This window comes from Janthinobacterium sp. CG3 (genome assembly GCF_000344615.1).
Classification (GTDB): domain Bacteria; phylum Pseudomonadota; class Gammaproteobacteria; order Burkholderiales; family Burkholderiaceae_D; genus Janthinobacterium.
On the sequence record NZ_KB467824.1, the window covers coordinates 1 to 13,047 of the forward strand.

At 67.4% G+C, this 13,047-nt stretch carries 12 protein-coding genes; 8 read left to right on the top strand and 4 right to left on the bottom strand.

Features of this window, described 5'->3' with window-relative positions; genetic code table 11:
• The 5 genes from JANGC3_RS27890 to JANGC3_RS0100025 form a co-directional block, all read left to right on the top strand.
• Positions 1-1,035 (top strand): hypothetical protein (locus tag JANGC3_RS27890; protein WP_035787484.1); only part of this gene is annotated, 1,035 nt, incomplete at its 5' end.
• Between the two features lie 263 nt (positions 1,036-1,298).
• The gene (locus JANGC3_RS0100010) at positions 1,299-3,731 is read left to right on the top strand and encodes a heavy metal translocating P-type ATPase (protein ID WP_017874419.1); all 2,433 of its coding nucleotides are present in this window, start codon (positions 1,299-1,301) and stop codon (positions 3,729-3,731) included.
• Positions 3,728-4,144, top strand: a complete 417-nt coding sequence (gene cueR / locus JANGC3_RS0100015) for a Cu(I)-responsive transcriptional regulator (RefSeq protein ID WP_017874420.1) — start codon at positions 3,728-3,730, stop codon at positions 4,142-4,144. The genes JANGC3_RS0100010 and cueR overlap by 4 nt, the downstream gene beginning before the upstream one ends.
• A gap of 59 nt (positions 4,145-4,203) precedes the next feature.
• Entirely contained in the window at positions 4,204-5,181 is a 978-nt protein-coding gene (locus JANGC3_RS0100020) for a chromate resistance protein ChrB domain-containing protein (RefSeq protein ID WP_026132339.1), read from the top strand.
• Positions 5,178-6,356 carry a chromate transporter gene (locus tag JANGC3_RS0100025; RefSeq protein ID WP_026132340.1) on the top strand — a complete coding sequence of 393 codons (1,179 nt, stop codon included), beginning with the start codon at positions 5,178-5,180 and terminating at the stop codon, positions 6,354-6,356. Before JANGC3_RS0100020 ends, JANGC3_RS0100025 begins: the two co-directional genes overlap by 4 nt.
• 101 nt (positions 6,357-6,457) lie before the next feature.
• Here JANGC3_RS0100025 and JANGC3_RS0100030 read toward each other — a convergent pair whose 3' ends face one another.
• Positions 6,458-7,219, bottom strand: a complete 762-nt coding sequence (locus JANGC3_RS0100030) for a sulfite exporter TauE/SafE family protein (protein WP_017874423.1) — start codon at positions 7,217-7,219, stop codon at positions 6,458-6,460.
• Between the two features lie 171 nt (positions 7,220-7,390).
• Here JANGC3_RS0100030 and JANGC3_RS0100035 point away from each other — a divergent pair, with 171 nt between their 5' ends.
• Positions 7,391-8,119, top strand: coding sequence for a glutathione S-transferase (locus JANGC3_RS0100035; RefSeq protein ID WP_017874424.1), 729 nt, complete (start codon positions 7,391-7,393; stop codon positions 8,117-8,119).
• Between the two features lie 42 nt (positions 8,120-8,161).
• On the top strand, positions 8,162-8,461 hold the full coding sequence (locus tag JANGC3_RS0100040; RefSeq protein WP_157406377.1) for a zf-TFIIB domain-containing protein: 300 nt from the start codon (positions 8,162-8,164) through the stop codon (positions 8,459-8,461).
• Positions 8,462-8,473: 12 nt separating this feature from the next.
• Here JANGC3_RS0100040 and JANGC3_RS0100045 read toward each other — a convergent pair whose 3' ends face one another.
• The 3 genes from JANGC3_RS0100045 to JANGC3_RS0100055 form a co-directional block, all read right to left on the bottom strand.
• Positions 8,474-9,814 carry an erythromycin esterase family protein gene (locus tag JANGC3_RS0100045; protein WP_017874426.1) on the bottom strand — a complete coding sequence of 447 codons (1,341 nt, stop codon included), beginning with the start codon at positions 9,812-9,814 and terminating at the stop codon, positions 8,474-8,476.
• 103 nt (positions 9,815-9,917) lie between these two features.
• A complete protein-coding gene (locus tag JANGC3_RS0100050) occupies positions 9,918-10,118 on the bottom strand; it encodes a heavy-metal-associated domain-containing protein (protein WP_017874427.1) in 201 nt (66 codons plus the stop codon).
• 73 nt (positions 10,119-10,191) lie between these two features.
• Positions 10,192-11,133, bottom strand: a complete 942-nt coding sequence (locus JANGC3_RS0100055) for a bestrophin family protein (RefSeq protein WP_017874428.1) — start codon at positions 11,131-11,133, stop codon at positions 10,192-10,194.
• Between the two features lie 531 nt (positions 11,134-11,664).
• On the opposite strand from JANGC3_RS0100055, the gene JANGC3_RS0100065 reads away from it, so the two are divergent.
• Positions 11,665-13,023, top strand: a complete 1,359-nt coding sequence (locus JANGC3_RS0100065; RefSeq protein ID WP_026132341.1) for a DUF3422 family protein — start codon at positions 11,665-11,667, stop codon at positions 13,021-13,023.
• The last annotated feature ends 24 nt before the right edge of the window (positions 13,024-13,047 follow it).

Sequence of the window (13,047 nt, forward strand, 5' to 3'; positions counted from 1 at the left end):
AGCCAAAGCGCCGGCAACCTCGGCGTCGACGGCGCGCTGGCGATCGTCCAGGCCAGCGGCGACCTGGCGTTCTCGAACCTGAGCGCGGCCAGCGTGTCGCTGTTCGCCGAGGCCGGGCGCATCAGCCAGAGCGGTCCGGTGGTCAGCGCCAACCTGGTGGCGCGGGCGCAAAACGGCGTCGCGTTGAGCAACGCCGGCAACCGCGTCGGCGGCTTCAGCGCCAGCAACAGCGGCGCCGGCGGCATCGCGCTGACCAACGTCAGCAAGCCCGGCACGCTGGTGCTGGGTACCTTGAGCAGCGGCGCCGGCGACATCGTCATCGACAATACCGGTGGCATTGAAAGCCACGCCATCAACGCCAACGGCGGCAACGTCTCGCTGACGGCGCACAGCCCGATCCAGGTCGAGGGCGCCATCAGCGGCGCCGACATCGACCTGTCGGCCAGCACCGACATCGTGCTCGGCGACGGCGCCCGGCTGGCCGCGCTGAGCGACGTCAGCATGAGCGCCGGCACCGGCATTGCGCTGCAGGGCGCGGCGCGCGTGAACGCCGGCGGCAATATCGCCCTGGCGGCCGGCACCGGCGTCACGCTGGACGGCACGTCCAGTCTGACGGCGAGCGCCGGCAGCATCCATATCGCCACCGCCAGCGGCAGCATCGTCGCCGGCGGCGGCGCCAGCATCAGCGGCGCCTCGGTGCTGCTGTCGGCGCCGCAAGGCGCGGTGGTGGCGCCCGGCTCGGTCTTCGCCGGCGGCGCGGTGCCGGTGGTGGAAAGCGGCACCGGCGCGACGCCGGTGCAGGTCGCGCCGTTGACGCAGGCGCTGAACACGACCATCAACCTGATCAACACCAGCTCGTCCGGCGGGCTGGACCCGGCGCCGGCGCAGATGCCGCCGCTGGGAACGGTGGCGTCGGAACCGGAGTCGGCCAACGACAAGGGCGGCGTGGCGAGGGTGATCGACGACGCGAGATCAACAAGCAATGAACAGGGAGTGGAAAAAAATGATGGCATCAAGAAGACATTCTGCAATTAAGGCATGGCTGGCGCTGCTGTGCCGCGCCGCATTTGCGACGCAGCATCGCGGCGATTGTCGTCATATTTATTCAACGAATCCGTGATTCAGGACGCTAGTACTTGACGTTCTCGGGTGGGCACAAGAATGTGTCCACCCTTTTACCTGCCGCATTACCTGCCGCATTACCTGCCGCATTCTCCCCCCCTTGAAAAATTCGCTTGACCTTCCCATCATTGGATAGTTGATCCTTGCCGTATCGCGCACCATAAGGATACGTTGCCATGAACCAGCCCGCCCCCGATTTCACCGCCCCCGCCCATGCGCAAACGCTGGGCATTGTTGGCATGAGCTGCGCGTCCTGCGTCGCCCGCCTGGAAAAAGCCCTGACCGCAGTGCCGGGCGTGCGCCACGCCAGCGTCAACCTAGCCAGCGAAACGGCGCGGGTCGAGTCGGACGCGCCGTTGGCGCTGGAGAGCTTGCGCCAGGCCGTCGACAAGGCCGGCTACCAGCTGGCGCAGCGCGAGGTCGCGCTCGACATCGAGGGCATGACTTGCGCGTCTTGCGTGGGCCGGGTCGAAAGGGTGCTGCGCAAGGTGCCGGGCGTGCTCGCCGCCAGCGTCAACCTGGCCACCGAAAGCGCGCGCGTGACGCTGACCGGCGACGCCGGCATCGACGCGCTGATCGGCGCGGTGGAAAAAGCCGGCTACCACGCCGCGGCGCCGGCGGCACCCGGCGGCGCTGTCGCCACCGCCGCCGCCAAGCCGGGTCTGGGCGACGGCGCCAAAGTGCTGCTGGCGGCGCTGCTGTCGCTGCCGCTGCTGGCGCCGATGCTGCTGGAGTGGACGGGCCGCCACCTGATGCTGCCGGCCGCGGCGCAATTCCTGCTGGCCACGCCGGTGCAATTCTGGCTCGGCGCGCGCTTTTACCGGGCCGGCTGGAAGGCGCTGCTGGCGCGTAGCGGCAATATGGATTTGCTGGTGGCGCTGGGCACCAGCGCGGCCTACGGCCTGAGCCTGTACCAATGGCTGCTGGCCGGGGGCGGCGGCCACGCGCTGTATTTCGAAGCGGCGGCCGTGGTCATCACGCTGGTGTTGCTGGGCAAATGGCTGGAGGCGCGCGCCAAGCGCCAGACCACGGCGGCGATCCGCGCGTTGCAGCTGCTGCGCCCGGAAACGGCGCGGGTGCGCCGCGGCGGCCAGGACGTCGACGTGGCGGCGGCCCAGGTCAAGGTCGGCGAGCTGGTGGTGATCCGCCCCGGCGAGCGCGTCGCCGTCGACGGCGTCGTCGTCGAGGGTGCCAGCGCGGTCAACGAAGCGCTGATCACCGGCGAAAGCCTGCCGGTCGACAAACACGCCGGCGACCGGGTCACCGGCGGCGCCATCAACGCCGACGGCCTGCTGCTGGTGCGCACCACGGCGGTCGGCGCCGAAACCACGCTGGCGCGCATCATCCGCCTGGTCGAGGACGCGCAGGCGGTGAAAGCGCCGATCCAGCGCCTGGTCGACCGCGTCAGCGCGGTGTTCGTGCCGGTGGTGCTGCTGCTGGCCCTGCTGACCCTGGCCGGCTGGTGGTTCGCCACCGGCGCGCCGGAGCGCGCCATCATCAACGCCGTCGCCGTGCTGGTGATCGCCTGTCCGTGCGCGCTGGGGCTGGCCACGCCGACGGCGATCATGGCCGGCACCGGCGCGGCGGCGCGCTACGGCATCCTGATCAAGGACGCCGAGGCGCTCGAAGTGGCGCACGGCGTCACCACCGTGGTGTTCGACAAGACCGGCACGCTGACCGAGGGCCGGCCGGCGCTGGCGCATCTGGTGGCGCACGGCGTCGACGAAGACCGGCTGCTGCAACTGGCCGCCGCGATCCAGAACGGCAGCGAGCACAGCCTGGCGCGCGCGGTGCTCGACGCCGCCGCCGCGCGCGCGCTGGCGCCGCTGCCGGCGACGGCGCTGGCGGCGCTGCCCGGGCGCGGCCTGACGGCCAGCGTCGACGGCCTGGCGCTGAAACTGGGCAGCGCCCGCCTGATGCGCGAGCAGGGCGTCGACCTGGCGCCGCTGGCCGCGCGCGCCGCCGAACTGGAGGACGGCGGCCACACCATCTCGTGGCTGGCCGTGGGCGCGCCGCAGCCGCAACTGCTGGGCCTGTTCGCCTTCAGCGACCGCGTCAAACCGGGCGCGCGCGCCGCCGTCGCGCGCCTGCACGCGCTGGGCCTGCGCACGCTGATGCTCACCGGCGACAACCAGGGCAGCGCCGACGCCGTCGGCGGCCTGCTGGGCATAGGCGAAGTCGCCGCGAAAATGCTGCCTGCCGACAAAACGGCTACAATCGAAGCCTTGAAACGGGCCGGCGAACGGGTCGCGATGGTCGGCGACGGCATCAACGACGCGCCGGCGCTGGCGGCGGCCGACGTCGGCATCGCCATGTCGACCGGCACCGACGTCGCCATGCACGCCGCCGGCATCACCCTGATGCGCGGCGACCCGGCGTTGGTGGCGGACGCCATCGACATCGCGCGGCGCAGCTACAACAAAATACGTCAAAACCTGTTTTGGGCCTTTATCTACAACCTGGTCGGCATCCCGCTGGCGGCGTTCGGGTTGCTCAACCCGATGCTGGCCGGCGCGGCGATGGCCTTCAGTTCGGTGAGCGTGATCGGCAACGCGCTGCTGCTGCGGCGCTGGCGTCCGGGCGGCGCCATGCAAGGGAGAAAACAATGAACATAGGACAAGCGGCAAAAGAAAGCGGCATCACGGCCAAAATGATACGCTACTACGAAAGCATCGCGCTGCTCAAAGCGAGCGCGCGCAGCGAGGCCGGCTACCGCACCTACACCGACGGCGACCTGCACGCGCTGCGCTTCATCAAACGGGCGCGCACGCTGGGCTTCGCGCTCGAACAGATCCGCGACCTGCTATCGCTGTGGCAAAACGACGGCCGCGCCAGCGCCGACGTCAAACGCATCGCGCTGGCGCACGTTGCCGAGCTGGACGGGCGCATCGCCGAACTGACCGCGATGCGCTGCACCCTGAGCGAGCTGGCGGGCGACTGCCAAGGCAACGACCAGCCCGACTGCCCGATCCTGCACAACCTGTCCAGCATGAACGACCGGACGACGCCGGTCCGACGTTAAACATATCAGATGCATCTACATTTATTGTAACGATAAGGACAATATACTATTATATGTAGATGAACTCACCTACACCACGGTGGCTGCTTCTTGTGATCAGCCTGCCATCGACCAGTGCCACGGCGCGCATGCGTATCTGGCGCGCGCTGAAGGCACTTGGCTGCGGCGCCTTGCGCGACGGCGCCTACCTCCTTCCCTATACGCCGGAAACGCAGCAGGCGCTGCAGCAGCTCGCCGATGAAACCGTCCGCGAGGGCGGCAGCGCATGGCTGTTGACGGCGCATGCGCAATCGGACGCCGACAGCGAGGCCTACCGCGCATTGTTCGACCGAGGCGGCGTTTACAACGAATGGCTCAAGGAAGTCTCGGCCGGTCGGTCCAGGCTGGCCAGCATGGCGCCGCCGGCCATCACAAAACTGATGCGCAAGCTGCGGCGCGACTACGACATAGTGCGCGCCATCGACTATTTTCCGAATGACGCGGGTGCCCAGGCGGAAGCGGCGTGGATGGATTTCGTCAGCGCCGCCGACAGCATCCTGTCGCCGGACGAGCCGCAGCCGGTGCGCGCCGGGATTGCGCGCCTCGATATCGACGCCTATCAAGGACGCACATGGGCCACGCGTAGACGGCTGTGGGTCGACCGCGTCGCCAGCGCCTGGCTGATCCGGCGCTTCATCGACCGGCAGGCGCGCTTCTTGTGGCTCGACGCGCCCGCGCATTGCCCGGCCGACGCGCTCGGCTTCGACTTCGACGGCGCCGCCTTTACCCACATCGGCGACAAGGTCAGTTTCGAGGTATTGCTCGGCAGTTTCGGGCTCGACCAAGATCGCGCCTTGGTACGGCTTGGCGCCCTGGTGCATACACTGGACGTCGGCGACGGCTTCGTGCCGGAGGCGAGCGGTTTCGAGGCGATGCTGGCCGGCGCGCGACAGCGTACTACAAGCGACGACCAACTATTGGCCGAAGTCGGCGTCGTGCTCGACTCCCTGTACGCCCACTTTTCCAGCGACCATCCACAGACGCAAGGACAGGCATGAACACCACCGAATCGACTGCGGCAAGCCCGTCCTATACTCTGTGGCAGATGGTGTTGTACATGTTGCGCCTGGGGACGTTCGGCTTCGGCGGGCCGGTTGCACTGGTCGGCTATATGCAGCGCGACCTGGTCGAGGAACGAGCTTGGATCACGGCAGCCGACTACAAGGAAGGCCTGGCGCTTGCGCAGCTCGCGCCGGGGCCGCTGGCGGCGCAACTGGGTATTTATATGGGCTACGTGCACTACCGTATCCTTGGGGCGACGCTGGCCGGCCTCGCTTTCGTGATACCGTCTTTCTTGATGGTGGTCGCGCTTGGCTGGGCTTATACGCGCTTCGGCGGGCTGTCTTGGATGCAGGCCGTCTTTTACGGCGTCGGCTCCGCCGTCGTCGGCATCATCGCGATGAGCGCAAGAAAGCTGGCGGCCAAGAGCATTGGCAAGGACAAGCTGCTGTGGGCCATCTTCCTGCTGCTCGCCATAGTCACGGTCGTCACCGAATCCGAGGTGGCTTCCTTGTTCATCGCCGCCGGCATCCTGGTCTGGCTGCTGCGCGCGCCGCCGGCATGGCTCCGCAAAGGAAAGCTGAACGCGGTGGCGCTGATGCAACTGCCGCTGGCGGGCGGCCTGCACGGTGCCGTGGATGCGTCGCTGCTGACGACGGTCGGCATCTTCTTTGCCAAGGCCGGCGCCTTCGTGTTCGGCTCCGGTCTGGCGATCGTGCCGTTCCTGTATGGCGGCGTGGTCACGGAACATCACTGGCTCACGGACAAGCAATTTGTCGACGCGGTGGCGGTCGCCATGATCACGCCGGGCCCGGTGGTCATCACCGTCGGTTTCATCGGCTACCTGATAGCCGGATTGCCGGGCGCCTGCGTTGCCGCGCTGGCCACCTTCATTCCCTGTTACTTGTTCACCATCATTCCGGCGCCGTACTTCAAAAAGTATGGCAAGGTTCCCGGCGTCGTCGCTTTCGTTGACGGCATCACGGCAGCGGCCATCGGCGCGATCACCGGCTCCGTCATCGTCATCGCCAAGCGCTCGATTGTCGATATGCCCTCGGTGCTGATCGCTGCGGCCACGATCCTGCTGTTGTGGAAATTCAAAAAGCTGCAAGAGCCATTTGTGGTCGCCGGCGCCGCGGCGATCGGACTCGTCATTTTCCCGCTGATGCATTGAATCGCCATGGACCCATTGTTACCCATCGGAATGGCGTTTTTCATTCCGTTGGAACACAAACCGCCACATCGAGACCTGGCCCCAGGGGCTGTCGCGTTGCGTTAGCGGATGAACATCCAGACGGTGAGGAGGGCGCCGATGAGGACGACGAAGCCGCGCATGATGCGCTCGGGCAGGCGGTGGATCAGCCAGGCGCCGCAGACGCCGCCGGCGATGCCGCCGCTGGCCAGCGCGAACGCCGCCGGCCAGCTGATCATGTCGGAAAACGCGAAGATCAGCGTGGCGGCGGCGTTCATCGCCATCGCCAGCATGTTTTTGGTCGCCGTCGCGGCCCGCACTTGCATGCCGGCGATGGTCAGCGCCGCCAGCATCAGGAAGCCGATGCCGCCGCCGAAGTAGCCGCCGTAGACGGCGATGCAGCTTTGTACGCCGATCAGCACCGGCAGCGGCATGCTGCCGGCCGCGTGCAGCGGTTTGCGGCGCAACGTGCCCCAGGCGAATACGCTGGTGGCGAACAGCACCAGCCACGGCACGATGCGGGCGAAGAAGGTCGCCGGCGTGCTCAGCAGCAGCAGCGCGCCAAGGATGCCGCCCGCCACGCTGATCAGGAACATGTTGCGAAAGCTTAGCGGGCCGACGTCGTCGACCAGTTTGCGCCCGGCCACCGCCGACGTGGTCTGGCTCGGGAACATCGCCACCGTCGAGGTGATGTTGGCCGCCAGCGGGTTCAGCCCCGCCAGCAACAGCGCCGGGAAGGTGATGAAGGAGCCGCCGCCGGCCAGCGCGTTTTGCACCCCGGCGACGAAGCCGGCCGCGGCGATGAGGAGGACGACGTGGAGTTCAAGCGGGGGAATCGGGGTCATGGGGTGGCTGCGGGCAATGTTGCATAGTGGGAAGGTCGATATCGATTATAACCGTGCCGGCGCGGCGGCCGCGGCCGGCCCCGCGCTTTGTCGCTTTTGCGATAAACGCTGGCCGCCGCCGGGTTATGATTGTCGCTAGAATTCAATTCTGACAACCATGCCGGAGGCGCGATGCGTTACGAACTGTATTACTGGCCGACCATCCAGGGCCGCGGCGAATTCGTCCGGCTGGCGCTGGAAGAGGCCGGCGCCGACTACGTCGACGTCGCGCGCATGCCGGCTCGCAAGGGTATGGGCATGCCGGCGCTGCTGGCCTGCCTCGACGGCGGCGCCGGCGGCCAGCCGGCGTTCGCGCCGCCGCTATTGAAGGCGGGCGAAGCCTTGATTGGCCAGACCGCCAACATTTTGCTGTTCCTCGGCCCGCGCCTGGGCCTGGCGCCGCGCGCCGAGGCGGGCCGGCTGTGGGCGCACCAGTTGCAACTGACCATTGCCGATTTGCTGGGCGAGGTGCATGATACGCACCACCCGGTGTCGGTCAACCTGTATTACGCGGACCAGAAGAAGGAGGCGCGGCGGCGCGCCGGCGAGTTCACCGGGCAGCGGCTGGCCAAGTTCCTCGATTATTTCGAACTGGTGCTGGCCAACAACCCGCGCCGCGGCGGTTTTCTCGTCGGTGCCAGGCTGAGCTATGTCGACTTGTCGATGTTCCAGATGATCGCCGGCTTGCGCTACGCCTTTCCGAAGGCGATGGCGCGGCTGGAACGCGATTATCCCGGGCTGGTCGGCTTGCACGAGCGGGTGGCGCGGCGTCCGAATATTGCCGCCTACCTGGCGTCGAAGCGGCGCCTGCCGTTCAACGACGAAGACATTTTCCGGCGCTATCCCGAGCTTGACCACTAGCGGGTCGCTGGGCGGCGCCATTTTTCATGTAAGGATATCGAATTGAGTATTGCCTCATCTATGCAGCGGAAAATCGTCGCCGCCCGCCTGGCCGGCTTCGCCTGCTTCGCCGTCTATCTGGTCGGCCTGTTCTTGCCGAAAGCCTACGCCCAGGCGCTGATGCTGTTTCCCTTCGCCGGCGTGGTCGCCAGCACCGCTTACATCCACTTCACCGCGAAGTGTCCGAAGTGCAAGGTCAAGCTGCCGCAGCAGCGCTTCGGCCTCGGCCTGGCCGACAAGCTGCGCGCCTGCCCCGGTTGCGGCCTGGACCTCACAAGCGCTGCGCCGCCGCCGGCCAAGTAGGCCGGCCGGCGCTCACACGCCGAACGGATAGGTTTCCGGCACCTCTTCCCGGGCGCTCCAGTGCGGCGAGAATTCCAGCGGCCGCAGCGCGCTGCTGTGGTCGATGTGGATCACCGCGTCGAACTGCTGCGCCAGGTCGGCGTGGAAGTAGTGGCTGAGGCGCTCGTTGTCGGGCCGGTAGATGACGCCGATGGCGCGCTCCAGGTAGCGCATGCCGGCCGTGGCCAAGGCCTTGCGCCCGCGCAGCGGCAGCAGGAAATTGTGCAGCCCGGTGTCGTGCAGCAGGCGCTCGACGCTGTCCGGCAGCGACGGCAGCACCGACTTCAGTTCGGCGTGGCCGTCCCAGTCGCTGGCGGCGGTGACGCTGCCGGTGTGGGTGGTGAAGCCGAGCAGGAAGCAGTCGTCGGGGCCGTATTGCTGGCGCACCAGTTGACCCAGGTTGAGCTGCCCGCGCTGGCCCATTTCGGTGGCGCGGGCGTCGCCCAGGTGCGAATTGTGGGCCCACACGATGATCTTGGCCGGGCTGCCCTTGTGCCGGCTCAGGTGGGCGCGCAGCGCGTCCAGCGTGTCGGCCATGTGGCTGTCGCGCACGTTCCACGACTGGTCGCGGCTCTCGAACATGGCGCGGTAATAGTATTCGGCGTTTTTCACCACGCGCGCGTTCTGCAGTGCGTAAAACAGCGTGTCGGGCACGCTGCCGTCGTCCTGCGACAAGTGGCCGGCGGCCTGTTCCGCCATGTCCAGCAACTGTTCCAGAACTTCCTCCTGGCAGCTTTTGCGCAGGCCGAAACGGGCCGCGGCGGCGTAGTGCTGCGGGTCCTGCGCCAAGTGGTCGAAGCAGTTGTAGCGCTCGCGCGCGCGCCGCGCCGCGCCCGGGTCGGACTGGTCGAGGTAGCGGATGACCGCGTGCGCCGACTTGCGCAGGCTGTACAGGTCCAGCCCGTACCAGCCGATGCGGCATTCCGGCGCCGCCACCTGGGCGTTGTGCAGGCGCAGCCAGGACAGGAATTCGATGACTTCGACGTTGCGCCACATCCATTGCGGAAAGCGCTGGAAGCCGCCCAGCGCCTGGTCGGCGCTGCGTTCGCTGCTGGCCAGTTGGGCGTAGCGGCTCGCTTGCAGCGCGTCGGGCCAGTCGGCTTCGACGGCGATCGCGTCGAAACCTTTTTCGACGATTAACTGGTGGCTGATGGCCGAACGCCAGCGGTAGAAATCCTGGGTGCCGTGGCTGGCCTCGCCCAGCAGCACGACGCCGGCGTCGCCGATCAGTTCCAGCAAAGGCTCGGCGTTGAAGTCGGCGGCGAGGGGAAGCGCTTCCTTGCGAAGCGCTTGAATGATAGATGGCTCGGACATGGCGGCCGCTCCCGGTAAAACACATAGTCGGTGTTAGACCGGCGCGGCGCGGCGCGGTTCCTTGGGCCGGGCAGGGCGGCGCGCCCGGCCCGGCGCGACCGGCTCAGTGCGCGGCGGCGACCGGGTAGCCGGCTTCTTCGATAGCGCCGCGCACGCGCGCCAGCGCGACGTCGGTGTGCACCGTGACGGTTTTGGCGGCCAGGTCGACCTGCACCTGCGCCTGCGGGTCCAGCGCGCGCACGGCGGCCGTGACGGCGCCGACGCAGTGGCCGCAACTCATTTCTTCGACTTGTAACTCATACATGGCAAGGACTCCTGAAAATAGCATTGAAACGACAGTCTAGCGCTTCCCATCGTGGCAAGGTCAAGCGCGCGTTTCAGCTCAGGCAGTAGTCGACCGCGCGCAGCGGCGCTGGCAGCGCGCTCTCGCCCAGCGATTCGCGCAGGTTGATTTCGATGGTGCGGCACATGGCGTCGAGCGGCAGGTCGTTGCTGTCGAGGCCGAACGGTTCCTCGATCTCGTCGCCCAGCGCGTCCAGCCCGAAGAAGGTGTAGGCGACGATGCCGACCACGAAGGGCGTCATGAAGCCGAGCGCGTCCACCAGGCCGAAGGGCAGCAGGAAGCAATACAGGTAGGCGGTGCGGTGCAGCAGCAGCGAGTAGGAAAACGGGATTGGCGTGGTCTTGATGCGCTCGCAACCGACGGCCGCCGCCGCCATCTGCGACAGCGTGGCGTCGATCGCCGCGCCCAGGCAGCCGTCGAGGCGCTTTTCTTCCAGGCACAGGCGCAGGTCGCGGCCCATGTGCAGCATCAGGTAGTCCGGCACGTTGGCGCTGCCGCCGACGCCGCGCCACTCGTCCGGGCGCAGCAGCGCCTGCAGTTCCTCGTGCCGGCGCAGGTCGCGCAGGTGTTGGCGCAGCGCGTGGGCATAGGCGATGGCGCGGTAAATCATGCGCACGCGCACGTCGTCCAGGCCGAGCGCGGCGCTTGCCGGCGCGGCCGCGCCGATCAGGCTCTGGCACTGGCGCGACAGGCTGCGGCAGCGGTGCACCAGCTCGCCCCACAGCTTGCGGCCCTCCCAGTAACGGTCGTAGGCGGCGTTGTTGCGAAAGCCGAGGAAGATCGCCAGCGGCAGGCCGATCAGCGTGAACGGGATCGTCGTCAGCGTGACCTTCTGGTCGAACAGCACGCCGTGGCACAGCGTCACCAGGCTGGCGAAGAGGATGTTGACGAACAGCGTCAGGCGGATGCGCGGCAGCACCGAGCCGCGCAACACCAGGAACAGGCGCAGCCCGGACGGCCGCTCGCGCAGGATCACGCCGCCCCCCTGCGCCGCCGGGGCTGGCGCGCATGCGCCGCCGCGAAATAGGTGGGGGCGGACGGCGTTGCTGTGAAGCGCAACGCGCGCTGGAGCGGCCGCTGGAAGTCGATCTGCATGGGTGGGGTAGATGGGTTAAGTATAAGGGGCCGCGGGCGCGGCCAAAAAAACAGCTGGCGCCGCCGGTGCGCCCACGATAGGCGCAGCAATAGCCTTTCAGCGGCGACAGATGGCGTTGATAAACGGAAATGGCACCCAGTGCCATTTTCTTCATGATGTCGCGCGCGGTGCCGATGATCTTTCTCATACATTGTGTCGATAGGCGGGCGGGTGTTGTTGGATTGCGCCGCGCGGGGGATGATCATTGCATAATATTTGGAATCATTGCAAGATGTTGGCGTGACACTGGTTACCAACTGGTGCGCCGCGTTGCTCCGGGTAGGCGCCATCCATGCGCCCGCTGCAATGTTAAACGCACGCCTTTCGCTTACAACCAAGTCACCGACCATGTCCAATTTAGCCGCCAATCCGATACCGATACGTTATTCCAATTTGAACCACGCGCTGCGCATCCCCTTGGCCGCCGAAGTCCATTCGCGGCCCTTCCTGCGCCTGGAGGCCCCCGAGAGCATCAGCCACCTGGCCGTGTATTGCCGCGACGGCGCCGAGCCGCGCGGCGCCAACCTGGCCGGGCGCCAGACGATGCTGGCGGCGCTGTGCCTGCATTTCGGCGTGGCCGCGCCGCACGCCGACGCCAAATATTTTTACCACGACTTCGGCCGCTTCCGCCTGAAGTGGGAATGCCACACCGAATTCGCCACCTACACCTTCGCCGAGCCGCACCAGGGCAACATCGCGCTGGGCGAGGCGTTCGCGCGGGTGCCGCTGATGCACATTCCGCAGGACTGGCTGGCCAGCCTGCAGGGCAAGATCATGGTGGCCGCGCACGTCGTGCTCGACAAGAGCGCCACCCCGGCCGACGAATTCGCGCAAGACCTGCAGCGCGTCTTCGAGGGCCGCCTGCTGGTCGGCAGCCAGGTGTTGCAGGGCGGCGAGGTGTGGACCGACTTCCTGATCCAGTCGGACGGCTTCAGCCGCTTCGTCGTGCGCGACGCCGGTTTGCGCGAGCAGCAGGCCGGCAGCCTGGTGCAGCGCGTGCTGGAAATCGAAACCTACCGCATGATGGCGCTGCTCGGCCTGCCATACGCGCAAACCGCGGCGCCGGCCCTGAACGCGGTCGAGGAGGAGCTGGCGACGCTGACGGCGACCATGGTCGACATCGACGACACCAGCGCCAACACCTTCGCCGAGCGCTCGGCCCAGGACGCCGACCCGGAGCAGGCGCTGCTGGGCCACATCACGCGGCTGGCGGCGCGCGTCGAGAAGCTGTCGCTGGACAACAACTACCGCTTTTCGGCCTCGCAAGCCTACTTCCGCCTGGTCCACGCGCGCATCGAGGAATTGCGCGAGACGCGCATCGAGGGTATTCCGACGGTGGGCGAATTCATGGAACGGCGCCTGACGCCGGCGATGAACACCTGCGCCGCCATCGCCGGCCGGCAGGAAGCGCTGGCGCGGCGCATCGCCCACACCAATGACTTGCTGCGCACCCGCGTCGGCATCATCCAGGAGCACCAGAACCGGCGCATCCTGCAGTCGATGAACCGGCGCGCGGCGCAGCAGTTGCGTCTGCAACAAGCGGTCGAGGGGCTGTCGGTGGTGGCCATTTCCTACTACTCGGTGGGCTTGCTCAGCTACGCGGCGAAGGCGCTGAAGGCGGCCGGCGCGCCGATCAACACCGACGTCGCGACCGGGCTGATGGTGCCGCTGGTGGCGGCCGGGGTCTGGTTGGCGCTGCGCCGCCTGCACAAGAGCATGCACGCCGACTAGGGCGCGCCCCGCCGCAAAAGTCGC